Source organism: Caulobacter flavus (genome assembly GCF_003722335.1).
In the GTDB taxonomy this organism is placed as follows: Bacteria; Pseudomonadota; Alphaproteobacteria; order Caulobacterales; family Caulobacteraceae; genus Caulobacter; species Caulobacter flavus.
Genome location: NZ_CP026100.1, coordinates 1194092 through 1209057, shown reverse-complemented (window position 1 = coordinate 1209057; position 14966 = coordinate 1194092). Strand labels below are relative to the sequence as shown.

At 69.2% G+C, this 14966-nt stretch carries 18 protein-coding genes; 8 read left to right on the top strand and 10 right to left on the bottom strand.

Annotated features, from left to right (window positions below):
• Window positions 1-193: 193 nt before the first annotated feature.
• The 5 genes from C1707_RS05770 to dnaQ are packed head-to-tail and all read left to right on the top strand — an operon-like array spanning window position 194 to window position 3914.
• Complete coding sequence (locus tag C1707_RS05770) at window positions 194-1096, top strand: pyruvate, water dikinase regulatory protein (RefSeq protein ID WP_101713189.1); 903 nt, start codon at window positions 194-196, stop codon at window positions 1094-1096.
• A complete protein-coding gene (locus C1707_RS05765) occupies window positions 1093-1701 on the top strand; it encodes a Maf family protein (protein ID WP_101713190.1) in 609 nt (202 codons plus the stop codon). The genes C1707_RS05770 and C1707_RS05765 overlap by 4 nt, the downstream gene beginning before the upstream one ends.
• Window positions 1698-2561 carry a shikimate dehydrogenase gene (aroE, locus tag C1707_RS05760; protein ID WP_101713191.1) on the top strand — a complete coding sequence of 288 codons (864 nt, stop codon included), beginning with the start codon at window positions 1698-1700 and terminating at the stop codon, window positions 2559-2561. The genes C1707_RS05765 and aroE overlap by 4 nt, the downstream gene beginning before the upstream one ends.
• A complete protein-coding gene (gene coaE / locus C1707_RS05755) occupies window positions 2558-3157 on the top strand; it encodes a dephospho-CoA kinase (protein WP_101713192.1) in 600 nt (199 codons plus the stop codon). The genes aroE and coaE overlap by 4 nt, the downstream gene beginning before the upstream one ends.
• A 31-nt stretch (window positions 3158-3188) precedes the next feature.
• Window positions 3189-3914 (top strand): DNA polymerase III subunit epsilon, encoded by a 726-nt coding sequence (gene dnaQ, locus C1707_RS05750; protein WP_101713193.1) that lies wholly within the window; start codon window positions 3189-3191, stop codon window positions 3912-3914.
• Window positions 3915-4072: 158 nt separating this feature from the next.
• Here the strand turns inward: dnaQ and xth are convergent, their stop codons facing one another.
• The 5 genes from xth to ftsY all read right to left on the bottom strand — a co-directional run bounded on the left by xth (window position 4073) and on the right by ftsY (window position 8179).
• Window positions 4073-4879: an exodeoxyribonuclease III gene (gene xth / locus C1707_RS05745; protein WP_101713194.1), complete on the bottom strand. Its 807-nt coding sequence runs from the start codon at window positions 4877-4879 to the stop codon at window positions 4073-4075.
• 250 nt (window positions 4880-5129) lie between these two features.
• A complete protein-coding gene (locus C1707_RS05740) occupies window positions 5130-5780 on the bottom strand; it encodes an outer-membrane lipoprotein carrier protein LolA (protein WP_101713195.1) in 651 nt (216 codons plus the stop codon).
• Between the two features lie 149 nt (window positions 5781-5929).
• Entirely contained in the window at window positions 5930-6499 is a 570-nt protein-coding gene (locus tag C1707_RS05735; RefSeq protein ID WP_101713196.1) for a MarR family winged helix-turn-helix transcriptional regulator, read from the bottom strand.
• Between the two features lie 127 nt (window positions 6500-6626).
• A complete protein-coding gene (locus C1707_RS05730) occupies window positions 6627-7241 on the bottom strand; it encodes an inner membrane-spanning protein YciB (RefSeq protein ID WP_164467481.1) in 615 nt (204 codons plus the stop codon).
• Window positions 7238-8179 carry a signal recognition particle-docking protein FtsY gene (gene ftsY, locus C1707_RS05725; protein WP_101713197.1) on the bottom strand — a complete coding sequence of 314 codons (942 nt, stop codon included), beginning with the start codon at window positions 8177-8179 and terminating at the stop codon, window positions 7238-7240. The genes C1707_RS05730 and ftsY overlap by 4 nt, the downstream gene beginning before the upstream one ends.
• Before the next feature lie 115 nt (window positions 8180-8294).
• On the opposite strand from ftsY, the gene C1707_RS05720 reads away from it, so the two are divergent.
• On the top strand, window positions 8295-8927 hold the full coding sequence (locus C1707_RS05720; RefSeq protein ID WP_101713198.1) for a trimeric intracellular cation channel family protein: 633 nt from the start codon (window positions 8295-8297) through the stop codon (window positions 8925-8927).
• Window positions 8928-8993: 66 nt separating this feature from the next.
• Here C1707_RS05720 and C1707_RS05715 read toward each other — a convergent pair whose 3' ends face one another.
• Window positions 8994-9428 (bottom strand): GFA family protein, encoded by a 435-nt coding sequence (locus C1707_RS05715; protein WP_101713199.1) that lies wholly within the window; start codon window positions 9426-9428, stop codon window positions 8994-8996.
• A gap of 167 nt (window positions 9429-9595) precedes the next feature.
• On the opposite strand from C1707_RS05715, the gene C1707_RS05710 reads away from it, so the two are divergent.
• The gene (locus C1707_RS05710) at window positions 9596-10006 is read left to right on the top strand and encodes a thermonuclease family protein (protein WP_101713200.1); all 411 of its coding nucleotides are present in this window, start codon (window positions 9596-9598) and stop codon (window positions 10004-10006) included.
• Window positions 10007-10009: 3 nt separating this feature from the next.
• Here the strand turns inward: C1707_RS05710 and C1707_RS05705 are convergent, their stop codons facing one another.
• From C1707_RS05705 to dapF, 4 genes are read right to left on the bottom strand one after another with little or no spacing between them, the layout of a single operon-like run.
• Window positions 10010-10981 carry an endonuclease/exonuclease/phosphatase family protein gene (locus tag C1707_RS05705; protein WP_101713201.1) on the bottom strand — a complete coding sequence of 324 codons (972 nt, stop codon included), beginning with the start codon at window positions 10979-10981 and terminating at the stop codon, window positions 10010-10012.
• A complete protein-coding gene (mtaB, locus tag C1707_RS05700; RefSeq protein ID WP_101713202.1) occupies window positions 10978-12309 on the bottom strand; it encodes a tRNA (N(6)-L-threonylcarbamoyladenosine(37)-C(2))-methylthiotransferase MtaB in 1332 nt (443 codons plus the stop codon). Before mtaB ends, C1707_RS05705 begins: the two co-directional genes overlap by 4 nt.
• A complete protein-coding gene (locus tag C1707_RS05695) occupies window positions 12306-13217 on the bottom strand; it encodes an SDR family NAD(P)-dependent oxidoreductase (RefSeq protein ID WP_101713203.1) in 912 nt (303 codons plus the stop codon). The genes mtaB and C1707_RS05695 overlap by 4 nt, the downstream gene beginning before the upstream one ends.
• Window positions 13130-13984, bottom strand: a complete 855-nt coding sequence (gene dapF / locus C1707_RS05690) for a diaminopimelate epimerase (RefSeq protein ID WP_101713204.1) — start codon at window positions 13982-13984, stop codon at window positions 13130-13132. Before dapF ends, C1707_RS05695 begins: the two co-directional genes overlap by 88 nt.
• Before the next feature lie 83 nt (window positions 13985-14067).
• On the opposite strand from dapF, the gene C1707_RS05685 reads away from it, so the two are divergent.
• Window positions 14068-14844 carry an ion channel gene (locus tag C1707_RS05685; RefSeq protein WP_101713205.1) on the top strand — a complete coding sequence of 259 codons (777 nt, stop codon included), beginning with the start codon at window positions 14068-14070 and terminating at the stop codon, window positions 14842-14844.
• Window positions 14845-14966: the final 122 nt, after the last annotated feature.

The window sequence follows — 14966 nt, the reverse complement described above, 5'->3', positions numbered from 1 at the left end:
ACGATGGTGAATGCGGAATTAACCATCCGTTAGGACTTTCCACAGGCGCGGGAAAACGCGCGGGCACAAGTCCCGGTGGTCAGGTTCAAGCTGGGGATTGTCCGGCGTCAATGAGGCCGTTTATCACAGGGGCGCGGCGCAGCGTCGCGCTGGGGCGCATTTGGCGCCCGCTTGTCCCCAGAAGGCTCCCAGAGTGGTAAAGCAACCCTTAACGGATGATCCACAGGACAGTGCGTCGCCTGAGGCCGATCGCCACACCGCGCGGTTCGCGACCTACTTCCATATCCACCTGGTTTCGGACTCGACGGGCGAGACCCTGAACGCCATGGCTCGGGCGGTCTGTGCACGCTTCACCGATATCCTGCCGATCGAACACATCTACGCGCTGGTTCGTTCCATCCGGCAGTTGGACCGGGCCCTGGAGGAAATCGCCGGGGCGCCTGGCGTGGTCATGCACACCATCATCGATCCGGGCCTGCGCGCCGCGCTCGAGGAAGGCTGCCGCAAGCTCGACATGCCGTGCATCGCGGCGCTGGATCCGGTGGTGAGCGCCATGTCGCGCTATCTGGGGGCCAAGATCTCCACGCGCGTGGGCGCGCAGCACGCGCTGAACAACGACTATTTCGACCGGATCGAGGCCCTGGATTACGCCATCGCCCACGACGACGGGCAGGGCGGCCAGGACCTGACCCAGGCCGACGTGATCCTGGTGGGCGTGTCGCGCACCTCCAAGACCCCGACCTGCATCTATCTGGCCCATCGCGGCGTACGCGCCGCCAACGTGCCGCTGGTGCCGGGCCGGCCGCCGCCCGAGCAGCTGTTCGAGCTGAAGAACACCCTGATCGTCGGCCTGATGACCACGCCCGAGCGGCTGATCCAGATCCGCCGCAACCGCCTGCTGTCGCTCAAGGAGAATAGAGAGAGCGACTATATCGACACTGACAGCGTGCGCGCCGAGATCATCGCCGCCCGCCGCCTGTTCGAGAAGAACGGCTGGCCGATCATCGACGTCACCCGCCGCTCCGTGGAGGAAACGGCCGCGGCGATCATCAACCTGCTGTCGGGCGGCCGCGGCCAGGTCGAGGTGCTGGGATGAGCGCCTCCCCTCCCCCCATCGTGCTGGCCTCGACCAGCTGGACCCGCCAGACGATCCTCAAGAACGCCGGCGTGCCGTTCGAGGCCGTGGCTTCGGGTGTGGACGAAGAGGCCGCCAAGGCCGGCCTGCTGGCCGAGGAGGTCACCCCGCGCGACGTGGCCGACGCCCTGTCCGAGATGAAGGCGGTCAAGGTTTCCCACAAGCGCCCCGGAAGTCTCGTGATCGGCTCGGACCAGACGCTGGAGCTGAAGGGCCGGCTGTTCGACAAGGTCGACACTCTGGACGCGGCCCGCACCCGCCTGCTGGAGCTGCGCGGAGAAGTCCACAAGCTGCATTCCGGCGTCGTGATAGCCCGTGACGGCCAGCCGATCTGGCGCATCGTCGAGACCGCCAGGCTGTCGGTGCGCCCGTTCAGCGAGGCCTGGCTCGACGGCTATCTGGAGCGCAACGGCGAGCACATCCGGTCGTCTGTGGGCTGCTACATGTTGGAGGGCGAAGGCCTGCAGATGTTCGACCGGATCGACGGCGACTATTTCACCATCCTCGGGCTGCCGATGACCGGCCTGCTCGACTTCCTGCGCCTGCACGGAGCCCTCCAGGCATGAGTTTCAAGATCACCGGCCAGGCCCTGGTGGCCGGCGTCTGCGGCCAGCCGATCGTCCATTCGATGAGCCCGCTGCTGCACAACGCCTGGCTGGCCGGCGCCGGGATCGACGGCGCGTACGTGCCGATGGGGCCGCCCGAAGAGCGGTTCGAGGCCTTCGTGAACGGCTTCCGGGGCGGGGTGATCCGCGGTCTCAACGTCACCATTCCCTTCAAGGAGAGAGCGCTGGCCTGCGCCGACGAGGCCAGTGACCTGGCCCGCCTGGCCGGGGCCGCCAACCTGCTGCGCTTTCGCGAAGACGGCACGATCTTCGCCGACAACACCGACGGCCCTGGCCTGCTGGGCGCCATCGCCGCTCAGGCGCCGGATTTCGACCTTGCGGCCGCGCCGGTGGTGATCCTCGGCGCCGGCGGCGCGGCGCGCGGCGCGGCGGCGGCCCTGCTGCTGGCCGGCGCGCCGGCGGTGTGCGTCGTCAACCGCACGGTCGCCAAGGCCCAGGCCATCGCCGACGCCCTTGGCGACAAGGTCACGGCGGCCGGCGAGGACGCCCTTCCCGGCCTGCTGGCCGACGCCGGCCTGGTGATCAACGCCACCTCGCTGGGCCTTGGCGGCGGCGACGGTCCGCCGGCCGACCTGACGCTTACGCCGCGAGGCTGCGTGGTCATGGACATGGTCTACAAGCCGCTGCGCACAGAGTTCCTGCAACGGGCGCAGGCCGCTGGCCGCGCCACGGTGGACGGGCTGGAGATGCTGCTGCTGCAGGCCGTGCCGTCGTTCGAGGCGTTCTTCGGCCAGGCGCCGCCGGCCGATGTCGACGTTCGCGGCGTCGCCCTGGCGCATCTGGGAGAAGCTTCGAAGTGATCATCCTCGGCCTCACCGGCTCCATCGGCATGGGCAAGTCGACCACGGCCAAGATGTTCGAGGCCCAGGGCGCGCCGGTCTACGACTCCGACGCCGCCGTGCACGCGCTCTATTCCGTCGGCGGCGCGGCCGTCGGACCCGTCGAGGCGGCCTTTCCCGGCGTCGTCGTCGACGGCGCGATCGACAGGGCGCGGCTCAGCGCCCAGGTCGTCGGCGATCCCGAGGCGCTGGAGAAGCTGGAGGCCATCGTCCACCCGCTGGTCGGGGCCCATCGCATCGGCTTCTTCGAGACGGCGCGGGCCGACGGCCACGACATCGTCGTACTGGACGTGCCGCTGCTCTACGAGACCGGCGGCCAGAAGAACGTCCACAAGGTGGTGGTGGTCAGCGCGCCGGCAGATGTCCAGCGCGAGCGGGTGCTGGCTCGCCCTGGCATGACGCCCGAGAAGTTCGAGGCGATCCTGGCCCGCCAGCTGCCCGACGCCGAAAAGCGCGCCCGCGCCGACTTCGTGGTCGATACCGGCCGGGGCCTGCAGGCGGCCGAGGACCAGGTGCGCGACATCCTGACCCTGTTGAGAACCTCCGCCCAAGCTTGATGCCGGACTCGAACCGGCCCATTGAAAGGCCATGGCCCGGGAAATCATCCTCGACACCGAAACCACCGGCTTCGATCCGAAGACGGGCGACCGCCTGGTCGAAATCGGCTGCATCGAGGTGGTCGACTACATGCCCACCGGCCGTTCGTTCCACGAATATTGCGACCCGCTGCGCGACATGCCGGCCGAGGCCGAGAAGGTGCACGGCCTGTCGGCCGCCTTCCTGACCGGCAAGCCGAAGTTCCACGAGATCGCCGACAAGTTCCTGGAGTTCGTCGGCGACAGCGTCGTCGTGGCCCACAACGCCTCGTTCGACCGCAGCTTCGTCAATTTCGAGCTCGAGAAGTGCGGCCGCCCGCCGCTGCCCGAAGAGCGCTGGGTCGACACCCTGGCCATGGCCAAGAAGCGCTTTCCGGGCATGTACAACTCGCTCGACGCGCTCTGCAAACGCTTCAAGATCAGCCTCGACAGCCGCGACAAGCACGGGGCGCTGATCGACTCCCACCTGCTGGCCGAGGTCTATCTGGAGCTGCAGGGCGGCAAGGAGCGCGCGCTGGAACTGACCCATGCGGTCGCCGCGACGGCCGTCAGCGCCGCCCGCGCCGGCGGCTACGGCGCCCGCCCTCGCCCGCTGCCCTTCCGCTCGACCGACGCCGAGCGCGCGGTGCACGCCGACTGGGTGAAGTCGACGCTCAAGGACAAGGCCGTCTGGCTGAAGTTCGACCTGCCGGAACTGGCGCCGCCCGCGGCGGAGTAGCGCGCCCCTACCGCTCCCGTCATTCTCGCCCTTGTGGCGAGAACCCCTCTATCAGCTGCAGGTGCGGATTGGGCGGCGTGCTCGGCACGCCGCGAGCGCTTCGCGTGCAGGCAGACCTAGGGCTTCCCGCCACAAGGGCGAGAATGACGGGATGATTTCTACAGCTTCAGATCCGCCGTCACCGGTGCGTGGTCGCTGGGACGTTCCCATTCGCGGACGGTGTCGTGCACTCGGGCCGAGACCTTGCCGTCGACGATCGCCGCGTCGCGCAGGCCGGGACTGGCCAGGATGTGGTCCAGGCGCAGGCCGCGATTGGACTTGCGGAAGTCGGCGGCGCGATAGCTCCACCAGGAAAACAGCTTTTCCGGCTCGGGCGTAGCCAGGCGCGGCAGGTCGAGCAGGTCCATCGACTTGATCAGGGCGTCGAAGGCCTCGAGCTCGGCCGGCGTGTGGCTGACGACCTTCAGCATCTGGCGGTGGCTCCAGACGTCGTTCTCGCCGGGGGCGATGTTGAGATCGCCGGTGACGATCAGCGGCGCCTTCGGATCACGACGCTTCAGGGCGGCGGTCAGGGTCTCGTAGAAATCGAGCTTGTGGTCGAACTTCGGGTTGGCGACGCGGTCGGGCAGATCGCCGCCGGCCGGGATGTAGAAGTTCTGGATCTCGACGCCGGCCACCTTCACCGCCACGCAGCGGGCATGGCCCTCGCGGCAGTTCATCAGGGTCGGCGTGTCCTCGATCGGCAGGCGCGAGGCGATGGCTACGCCGTGCCAGCCCTTCTGGCCGGCGATCTTGATGTGCGGCAGACCCATGGCCTCGAAGGCCTCGCGGGGGAATTCGCCGTCCTGGCACTTGATCTCCTGCATACACAGGACGTCGGGAGCGGCCTCGTCGACGAAACGGGCGGCCTGCTCGGCGCGGAGGCGGACGGAATTGACGTTCCAGGTGGCGATACGGAGGCGCATGCCGCTCCCCTACTCCGGTTTAGCGTCGCCACAAAGAAAAACGCCCGGACGCGCGAAGCGTCCGGGCGAAAGTCAGGTCTCTCATGCCGCCGCCGGGAGGGGATAGATCCGGCACGGTTTGCGAAGAGCGGGTCGGGCGCTCATCGCCATGCGTGATAAAACTGCCACGCCGAAACTTTTAGTCAAGCGAAAAACAGCTTATCTATTGCATGTTGTGAGAATGTCACAAACCGGCCTGCTTGCACGCATGTCAGCCGGTGGCCGGCTTGCCCGTGCGGCGGCGCGGATCGGTCAGCACGAACAGCTTCGGATCGATGGCGCCGACCTTGTCGAGCCCCGACAGGCGCACGCGCGTCTGGCCGCCCTTCACGTCGCTGATGGTCCAGCCGATCAGCTCGGGTTCGTTGCTGAAGTTCATTTCCAGCCGGCCCAGGGTCTGGCGCTTGGCGTCCTGGGCCACGATCGTGAAGCCGTCGGCCAGCTTGCGCACGCTGGTGATCTTCACGCCGCGATCCAGGCGCACCTCGCGCGCCAGCAGCAGGGCCAGCGGCGTGCGGCTCAGCGGATAGCTTTCGAAGGTCTTCAGGCGGCTGTCGAAGATGTTGACGTTATTGCCGTTGCTGACGACCAGCAAGCCGCCCGGACCGTCGTACTCGAAGCGCGCCTTGCCCGGCCGCTGCAGCCACAGGGTGCCCTGCGTGGTGACGCCGCGCGGATCGGTCTGGGTAAAGCGGCCCTTGGCGTTGGACAGGCTCTGGATATAGGTCGTGGCCTTGGCGATCAGCGCCTTGTCCTCGTCCGACAGTTCCTGGGCGAGCGCCGGCGCGCCGAAGGCGGCGGCCATCAGGCCCGCGCCGCCGGCGGCGATCAGAGTGCGTCGGTTCATAGCGGTCTGCGTCATGCGAACTCCTTCACCTCCACCTTTGCCCTGTGCGCGCGTCGCGGGAAAGGCCATGGAGCGGCCGTTTTCCGGCGCTGCGATGAAGGGCCGTTCAGGTCGGGGCTGAAGGAAACGCCGCGAAACAGCGGAGGTTTCGCGGCCGGGACAGGTCAGGCCGCCTTCTTGGCGTCCTTGTCCTTCTTGGTCTTCTTGTCCTTCTTCGGCTTGTCGGCTTTCTCAGCCTTGGGCTTCTTGGCCTTGGGCTCGGGACGCGGCGCGCTGAGGTCCACGGCCGCCATCTCGGCCAGCAGGTCGAGGAAGCCGTCGCGCTTGCCGGCCTTCAGCAGCGACAGGATGCGGGCGTCGGCGGAGGCCACGCGCGGCAGGCTCTCTTCGAGGATCAGCCGTCCGGCCTCGGTGAGGCGCACGGAGTTGGCGCGGGCGTCCTGTTCCGAACGCTGACGTTCCAGGTGACCCTTGGCGATCATCCGGGCGACCATGTCGGCCAGGGTCGAGCGGTCGATGCCGGTGGCCTTGACCAGGCCGGTCTGGGTGACGCCCTCGTGCTGGGCCACGGCGGCCAGAACCGCGAACTGGCGCTGGGTGATCCCGCCCGCGCCGGTCTCTTCCACATAGATGTCGAGGGCGGTCTGCAGCACCCGGTGCAGCAGGTGGCTGGGCGAGCGGTCCAGCACCCCGACTTCGCGCGCCGCGGTCTTCTCGCTCTTGTGCTTGGCCATGTCGTCCGCCCCGTTTCCGCTGACGGACGTCCAGCTAGCACGCTAACGCGTCGGTTTGACGACAGATGGTCCGTGGGCGGCGGATCCTTCGACAGGCTCTGGACGAGGCCTGTGCGAAAGCGGGTCGTCAGAACCCGGCGTCGGGCGGTTCGGGGGTCTTCTGGTCGTCGGGCTTGGCCATGTGCTTCATGATGAAGGGCGTCTGGGTCAGCGAGAAGACCAGGGCCAGCGGCAGCAGCGCGATGCGGAACTTCACCCAGGTCGGGGTGTCCTGGGTCAGGCGCACGACCTCGTTGGCGATGGCGGCCACCGCAAAATAGCCGCCATAGCGCAGGGTCAGGGTCCGCCAGGCGGCGTCGGACATGTGCAGCGCCTCGCCCATCAGCGCCTTCAGCGGCGCGCGGTTCAGCAGCGCCCCGCCGATCATGAAGGCGGCCAAGGCGCCGTTGACGACGGTGACCTTGATCTTGACGAACACGTCGCTGTGGAAGACCAGGCCCAGCACGCCGAACACCAGTGCCATCACGCCCGAGAACAGCGGCAGCAGGGCCACTCGCCGCTCGACCGCGTAGCCGACCGCCAGGGCCAGGGCCGAGGCGGCGACCAGCACCCAGGTGGCGGTCTGGAAGTTCTTGGTGGCGAAGTAGGTAACGGCGAAGGCGATCGGCGCGCCGTAGTCGACGGCGGTCCGCACCCAGGCGTTCTTCTTCTTGCTGTCGGGGGACTGGCTCACGCGCTTCAGTCCTCCAGGCCGACCAGCGAGCGCGAGAAGGCGCGCGCGTCGAACGGCTGCAGGTCGTCGATCCCCTCGCCGACGCCGATCAACTTGATCGGGCTGTCCGAGGCGCGGGCGACGGGGATCAGCACGCCGCCGCGGGCGGTGCCGTCCAGCTTGGTCATGACGATGCCCGACACGCCGACGCTGTTGCCGAACACCTTTTCCTGGGCCAGCGCGTTGCGGCCGACGGTGGCGTCGAGCACCAGCAGGGTCTCGTGCGGATAGTCCGGGTCGACCTTCTTGACCACGCGGATGACCTTCAGGAGCTCGTCCATCAGGCCCTGCTTGTTCTGCAGGCGGCCGGCGGTGTCGATCAGCACCACGTCGTAGCCCTCGGCCTTGGCGCGCTCGACGGCCTCGAAGGCCAGGGCGGCGGCGTCGCTGCCGGTGGGCTTGGACATGAAGTCGGCGCCGGCCCGGTCGGCCCACACCTTCAGCTGCTCGACGGCGGCGGCGCGGAAGGTGTCGCCGGCGGCGATCAGGACGCGGGCGCCCTTCTCGGTCAGGTCGGCGGCGATCTTGCCCAGCGTCGTGGTCTTGCCCGAGCCGTTGACGCCGATGAACAGCACGACATAGGGGCGGGGGCCGTCCAGCGGATCGAAGCGGCCTTCGCGGTCGGCCAGTTCGGCGGTGATCAGCTCGGCCAGGGCTTCCTTGACCTCGCGGTCGCTCGACGCCTTGCCGAAGCGGGCCTTGCCGAAGGCGTCGGTGATGCGGGCGGCGATCTGCGGACCAAGGTCCGCCTCGATCAGCATTTCCTCCAGCGCGTCGAGCTGTTCCTGGTCCAGCGGCTTCTTGGTGAAGGCGCCGGTGACCTGCTCGGTCATCTGCTGGGAGGACTTGGTCAGGCCGGCCGTAAGCCGCTGGAACCAGCCTTGTTTCTGCGAGGGCTTTTCGCTCATCCGCGCTCCTGTAGCGAGGTGGGTGGAAAAGTGAAGACGCGATTTACGATTCAGGGTTAGCGCCACGGAAGCGTGAACGGTTGCGCTTGGCGCCGGAGCATGGCGTCTAGAGACCATGGATCCCCTAGCCGCCGCCCTGTTCTGGCTCGACTACGCCGCCGCCGCCGTGTTCGGCGCGACCGGGGCGCTGGCGGCCGCGCGGCGCAAGCACGACATCATCACCTTCGGCTTCTTCGCCGCCATCACCGGCGTCGGCGGCGGCACGCTGCGCGACCTGCTGATCGGCGCGCCGGTGTTCTGGATCCAGCGGCCGGGCTACATTCTCGCGTGCCTGGCGGCGGCGCTGGTGATCTGGCTGCTGGGCCAGCGCGGCTGGCGGTTTCGGGCGCTGCTGTGGCTCGACGCCCTGGGCATGGCCGCCTACGCCGTGGTCGGCACGGCCAAGGCGCTGAGCCTGGGCGTGCATCCCTTCACCGCGGTGATCATGGGCGTGCTGACCACGGCGTTCGGCGGGGTGGTGCGCGACGTGCTGGCCGAGGAGCCCAACCTGCTGCTGCGCCGCGAGATCTACATCACCGCCGCCCTGCTGGGGGCCGCGGTGTTCGCGATCCTGCAGTGGTGGCGCGTGCCGTTCTGGCCGGCGGGCGTCGCCGGCTTCGCGGCGGCCTTCTGCCTGCGGGCGGGCGCCATCAAGCTGGGCTGGAGCCTGCCCGGGTTCATGGGCGGGGAAGAGAAGGCGGGGGACTGACCCCCTCCGGCCCTCCGGGCCACCTCCCCCTCTGGGAGAGCTGTCGCGAAGCGACTGAGGGGGTCTTCAGCTATCCCGATCCGGATGCTGCCGGCTGACGACCGAGCTCGCCGATCCGCCCATCGGCGGGCGCACCGGCATGTCGGCCAGGTGTTCGATCCAGGCCGGGCGGGTATCGATCGCCAATTGGACGACAGGCTCCACCGCCGACGGATCGTCGAAGGCGAAGACGGCCAGGTCGATCTTGTCGGCGCTCCATTCGTAGGTCAGCGGCGTGCCGCAGGCGGCGCAGAAGCCGCGGCGGATCGCGTCGGAGCTCCGGAAGGTCGCGCGCTCGCCGCGGGTCCAGGTCAGGTCAGCCTGGTTCACCGTCACCAGCGCCCCGAAAGGGCCGCCGAACGCCTTCTGGCACATCCGGCAATGACAGATGGAGGCCCGGCCAGGCTCGCCCTCCACCCGGAACCGCACCGCGCCGCACTGGCAGCCGCCGCTCAAGCCCATGATCCCCTCCACAAGCAGGGCGGCAACAAAGGCGAGATCGGGGATGACAGCAAGGGCCGACGCGGTGTCCAACGGACGCAGTAGTGCGTTCGAGTTAGTAAATCGTGAGAAAATACAACCGCTTCGATAGGGCGTACCGATTCCTCTCGCGCAAGGCGGAGGGTTCGATGACGGGGTGGCGACTGGTTCTGGCGGCGGCGTTCCTGGCGGCTCCGGCCGTGGCGCTGGCCGATCCCTGCGAGGGCGCCCTGCCCGCGCCCGGCGCGCGCTTCGACGGACCGGTCCGCTATGTCGGCGACGGCGACAGCCTGTGCGTGGGACGAAGCAGCGATCCGGCCACCTGGATCGAGGTGCGCATCGCCGACTTCTACGCCCCCGAGCTGCACGCGGCCGGCGGCCGGGCGGCCAAGACCATGCTCGAGGACGTGGTCTGGCGGCAGTACCTCCAGTGCCGGGCGATCAAGCACTCGTACGACCGCGTGGTGGCCCGCTGCACCATCGACGGCGCGTCGGTGGGCGACCTGCTGCGGGCTCGCGGCGGCGTCGAGGGCGGCAACGGCCGGGGCGGCCGGCGCTAGAGGCTAGGGCTTGGGCGTCAGCTGGAAGGTCACGCGGTAGCCGTCGTGGTCGGACAGCACCGGCTCCTGGGCGCCGTCGAAGGTGGCCTCCACCCGCGTGGGGGTGACGTCGACCTTGTCGCCGTCGAGGAAGCCGATCAGGTCCTGGGTGTCGAGCCAGGGCGCGTCGCCGTCATAGGAGATCTGGGTGTCGCAGGCGCCCGGCAGGTTGTGGCACCAGCGGCTGACGACCTCGAACGGATAGTCGGCCATCACGTAGTCGAAGCGGTCGGGCGCGTGCATGACGTTGAAGTCGCCGCCGACGATCAGGGGCGCGCCGGGCGTGCGGTCGGCGGCCATGAAGCGCTTGAACTCGTCGGCCTGCAGGTGGTGGGCCATGCGGTTGCGCGGCCGGGGCACGCGCGAGGCGCCCTTGGAATTGAGGTGGGTGTCGGCCACCTCGACCGGGGTCGGCAGGCCCGGCACGTTGAGGCTGACCAGCATGACGCCCTTGTTGGCCAGGCAGTCGAGGCCCGCGCAGTAGTGGTAGGCGTGCGACTTCACGTCCTCGATCGGGTGGTTGCTCAGCACCCACAGGCCGCTGGAGCCCCACTTGCCCAGGCCCTCGCCTTTCCAGCGATAGGCCACGCGGCGATAGTCGGGCTTCTCGCCCTTGGCCCACAGGCTCTGGTCGCGCTGCTTGCGCTTGGGGCCGCGCGCCACATAGGGATAGCCGGAGCGGTCGATCAGCTCGCCGATCTCCTTGCGGAAGCCCTCCTGGATCAGGACGACGTCGGGCTCGGTCCCGGCGGCGCGCATCCTGGCCAGCTCGTCGCCGATCTTGCGCAGGGCCTCGCCGCGCCCCTTCTTCACCGGCCAGGGCAGGCCGGCGACGTTGTAGGTCATGACGCTGAAGCTGACCGGCGCGTCCTGCGCCCGCGCCGCGACGGGCGCGGCGAGCAGGCCAGCGAGAACGGCCGAGAGAACGCGCCTCAAGCCGCCCGCTCGGCGATCACGCGGGCGCCATCGTGGCCGGTGACGCGGAAGGCGACGATCTGGCCGGCCGGCGCCTCGCCGGTGAAGGCGATCTCGGTGAAGTCCTCGGCTCGGGCCAGGCCCTCGCGCTCGACGAGGCCGGGCAGCACGCGGCCGACCTGGGCGGCCAGGTGGCGTTCCAGGCCGCGCTGGCCCGCTTCGCGCAGGCGCCTGGCGCGGTCCTTGATCACCGGCCCCTTCACCGGCGGCATCCGCGCGGCCGGGGTGCCGGGGCGGGCGCTGTAGGGGAAGACGTGCAGGAAGGCCAGGCCCGCCTCCTCGACGAGGCGGACGGTGTTCTCGAACGCCTCTTCGCTCTCGGTCGGGAAGCCGGCGATCAGGTCGGCGCCGAAGGCCACGTCCGGGCGCACCGCGCGCACGCTGGCCACCAGGTTCAGGGCGTCGGTGCGATTGTGGCGGCGCTTCATGCGCTTGAGGATCAGGTCGTCCCCCGCCTGCAGGGACAGGTGCAGGTAGGGCATCAGGCGCGGCTCTTCGGCGAAGAGCTTCAGCAGGTCCGGGTCGATCTCGGCCGCATCGATCGACGACAGGCGCAGGCGCGGCAGGTCGGGGACCATGCGCAGGATGCGGCCCACCAGCTGGCCCAGGGTCGGCTCGCCCGGCAGGTCGGCGCCCCAGGAGGTGACGTCGACGCCGGTCAGCACCACCTCGCGATAGCCTTCGGCCGCGAGCTTGCGGACCTGCTCGACCACCTCGCCGGCCGGGGCCGAGCGCGAGTTTCCGCGGCCATAGGGGATGATGCAGAAGGTGCAGCGGTGATCGCAGCCGTTCTGGACCTCGACATAGGCGCGGGCGCGGTCCTTGAGGCCGTCGATCAGGTGGCCGGCGGTCTCCTTGACCGACATGATGTCGTTGACCCGCACGCGGGCCGTGGTCTCGGTCAGGGCGCCGGGCGCGGCCTTTTCGGCGTTGCCGAGCACCAGGTCGACTTCCGGCATGGCGGCGAAGGCGGCCGGGTCGATCTGGGCGGCGCAGCCGGTGACGATGATCCGCGCGCCGGGGCGCTCGCGGCGGGCCTTGCGGATCGCCTGGCGGGCCTGGCGCACGGCCTCGTTGGTCACCGCGCAGGTGTTGAACACCACGGCGTCCGAAAGACCGTCCGCGGCGGCGCGGGCGCGCATGGCCTCGCTCTCGTAGGCGTTCAGGCGGCAGCCGAAGGTGACGACGTCGACGCCGTTGGCGCCGACCATGGTCGTGGCCGGACCGCCCTCTTCGCCGACTTCCGGCTTGGGCGTCGGGTTGGCCTTGATGACGGTGTAGACGGTCATGAACCGACGAACGCCGCGAAGGCGTCCTTCCAGTCGTCGTGCCAGCGCGACAGGGCCGGGCGGTTCTCGATGACGTCGCCCATGGCCCAGGCCATGCGCTTCTCGTCCAGGGCCCGCGGTACGTCGTTGTCGGGGCACAGGATGTAGAAGTCGCCGGCGGCGATGCGGGCCAGCATGAAGTGGACGACCTGCTCGCCCGTCCAGGCCGCGTCAGGCTTGCCGCCGGGGCCGCGCTTGGTCATGCCGGTGAAGGTGTAGCCGGGGATCAGCAGGTGGGCGCTGACCTGGCAGTCGACGATCTCGCGCAGGGTGTGGGCCAGGCCTTCGGTCAGGGCTTTCACCGCCGACTTGGAGACGTTGTAGGCCGTGTCGCCCGGCGGCTGGGTGATGCCCTGCTTGGAGCCGGTGTTGATGATCAGGCCCGGACGGCCGCTCTCGGCCATCTCTTCGCCGAACACCTGGACGCCGTTGATCACGCCCCACAGGTTGACGTCGAGGATGCGCTTCCAGGCGTCGTCGCCCGAGAAGGCGTCGCCGCCGCCGCCCACGCCGGCGTTGTTCATCAAGACGTCGACGGCGCCGAAGCGCTCGATCGTGACGTCGCGCAGGGCCTCGACGGCGGCGCGGTCGGCCACGTCGGTGGGCACGGCCAGGGCGCCGATGGCTTCGGCTTCCTGCTTCAGCTTGCGGCCGGTGACGTCGGCCATGACCACGTTGAGGCCCAGCTCGGCGAAGGCCTTGGCGGCGGCCAGGCCGATGCCGTCGGCCGCGCCGGTGACGACGGCGGTCTTGCCGGGGGCGAGGGCGGGGTGCAGCTCGCTCACGCCGCGATCCCTTCCGGCAGCTTGCCGGTGAACTCCAGGGCCACCGGGCCGGTCATGATGACGTGGCCGTCGGCCTGCCGCCACTCGATCACCAGCGGTCCGCTCTCGAACTCGACGGTGGCGACCCGATCGGTCAGGCCGCGGCGCACGGCGGCGACCTGGGCCGCGCAGGCGCCGGTGCCGCAGGCGGCCGTCAGGCCCGCGCCCCGTTCCCACACCTTCAGCTTGATGTGGTCGCGCGAGACGACATGGGCGAAGCCGACATTGACGCCTTCCGGGAACAGCGGGTGATGCTCGACCAGGCTGCCGGTCTTCTCGGCGAATTCGTCCGAAACGGGGGCGTCGACGAAGAACACCACGTGCGGATTGCCCATCGAGACGCAGACCGGGGTGTGCACCCAGGGCGCGTCGATGGGGCCGACCTGCAGCTCGACCCGGGCGGTGTCCATTTCCTCGGCCAGCGGGATCTGCTCCCAGGCCAGGCGGGGCTCGCCCATGTCGACGGTGACGCGCTTGTCGCCGGCCATGACGCCCGACAGGCGGCCGGCGCTGGTGTCGAAGGCCACGGCGTCCTTGCCGCCCGACCGCATCAAGAGCCAGGCCACGCAGCGCGTGGCGTTGCCGCAGGCGCCGGCTTCCTCGCCGTCGGCGTTCCAGAAGCGCACGTAGGCGCTGGCGCCCGGCGCCTTGGGCGGATCGATGGCCACCACCTGGTCGCAGCCGATCCCGCCCTGGCCGCGTTTGGCGATCTGGCGGATCTGCTCGGGCGAAGGGTCGAAAGGCTGGGTGAGGGACTCGATGACGACGAAGTCGTTGCCGAGGCCGTTCATCTTCAGGAAGGTGCGGCTCATGGCCGGGCTATATAGTCGAAAATCGCGCGCCGCGTCAGGGCGCCGCGCCCTCTGCGCCGATATGACCCTGGAAAGGGGCGAGAATGGCTGAAGACCTGCGCCTGCGCGCCCGGCTGCGAGCCCTCTATCACGGCGCCTCGCCCGCAGCGGTGAGGTTCCGCTACGCGGTAATCCTGATCGACCTGATCATCATCGCCTTCTTCGTGGCCGCGCCGCTGATGCACCACCACGGGGTGACGTTCTATCTGCTGGACTATGGGGTGGCGACCTTCCTGGCCGCCGACCTGATTGCCCGGATCATCGCCTATGGCGACATCCGCAGCTGGCTGAAGAAGCCGATCAACTGGGTCGACCTATTTGTGCTCGCCACCCTGCTGTTCCCCGCCTGGCTCTACAACTTCGGCTTCCTGCGGGTGCTGCGGCTGTGGACGCTGGTGCACAGCGAGTTCTTCTGGCGCACGGTGGCGCGGCGCTACGACGACACCCGCATCGAGGACATCACCCGTGCGGCCTCGTCGCTGCTGACCTTCGTCTTCGTGGTGACGGGCTTCGTCTATTCCAGCTTCGCGGGCCGGCACGACGGCATCGCCGGCTATGTGGACGCCCTCTATTTCACCGTCACCAGCCTGACGACGACGGGCTACGGCGACGTCACCCTGCCGGGCGTGTGGGGCAAGCTCCTGTCGATGGCGGTGATGATCGGCGGGGTGTCGCTGTTCATCGGCCTGATCCAGTCGATCCTGCGGCCCCACAAGGTGACCTTCCCCTGCCCCGACTGCGGCCTGCGCAAGCACGACCCCGACGCGGTGCACTGCAAGGCCTGCGGCAAGCTGCTGTGCATCCCCGACGACGGGGCCTGAGGCTCATTTGATCCCGCAAAATCCCCGCGAACGCGGGGACCCAGGCTTTTTCTGAAACGCGTGGCGCCCGACGATAAAACACCTGGGCCCCCGCTTTCGCGGGGGTTTAACGGAGAAGAGAA

What these genes read in the sequence shown, in the direction of transcription:
- C1707_RS05765 (WP_101713190.1), top strand. Translation starts at nt 1,093, where the DNA reads ATGAGCGCCTCCCCTCCCCCCATCGTGCTGGCCTCGACCAGCTGGACC.
- aroE (WP_101713191.1), top strand. Translation starts at nt 1,698, where the DNA reads ATGAGTTTCAAGATCACCGGCCAGGCCCTGGTGGCCGGCGTCTGCGGC.
- dnaQ (WP_101713193.1), top strand. Translation starts at nt 3,189, where the DNA reads ATGGCCCGGGAAATCATCCTCGACACCGAAACCACCGGCTTCGATCCG.
- xth (WP_101713194.1), bottom strand. Translation starts at nt 4,879, where the DNA reads ATGCGCCTCCGTATCGCCACCTGGAACGTCAATTCCGTCCGCCTCCGC.
- C1707_RS05740 (WP_101713195.1), bottom strand. Translation starts at nt 5,780, where the DNA reads ATGACGCAGACCGCTATGAACCGACGCACTCTGATCGCCGCCGGCGGC.
- C1707_RS05735 (WP_101713196.1), bottom strand. Translation starts at nt 6,499, where the DNA reads ATGGCCAAGCACAAGAGCGAGAAGACCGCGGCGCGCGAAGTCGGGGTG.
- ftsY (WP_101713197.1), bottom strand. Translation starts at nt 8,179, where the DNA reads ATGAGCGAAAAGCCCTCGCAGAAACAAGGCTGGTTCCAGCGGCTTACG.
- C1707_RS05720 (WP_101713198.1), top strand. Translation starts at nt 8,295, where the DNA reads ATGGATCCCCTAGCCGCCGCCCTGTTCTGGCTCGACTACGCCGCCGCC.
- C1707_RS05715 (WP_101713199.1), bottom strand. Translation starts at nt 9,428, where the DNA reads ATGGGCTTGAGCGGCGGCTGCCAGTGCGGCGCGGTGCGGTTCCGGGTG.
- C1707_RS05710 (WP_101713200.1), top strand. Translation starts at nt 9,596, where the DNA reads ATGACGGGGTGGCGACTGGTTCTGGCGGCGGCGTTCCTGGCGGCTCCG.
- mtaB (WP_101713202.1), bottom strand. Translation starts at nt 12,309, where the DNA reads ATGACCGTCTACACCGTCATCAAGGCCAACCCGACGCCCAAGCCGGAA.
- dapF (WP_101713204.1), bottom strand. Translation starts at nt 13,984, where the DNA reads ATGAGCCGCACCTTCCTGAAGATGAACGGCCTCGGCAACGACTTCGTC.
- C1707_RS05685 (WP_101713205.1), top strand. Translation starts at nt 14,068, where the DNA reads ATGGCTGAAGACCTGCGCCTGCGCGCCCGGCTGCGAGCCCTCTATCAC.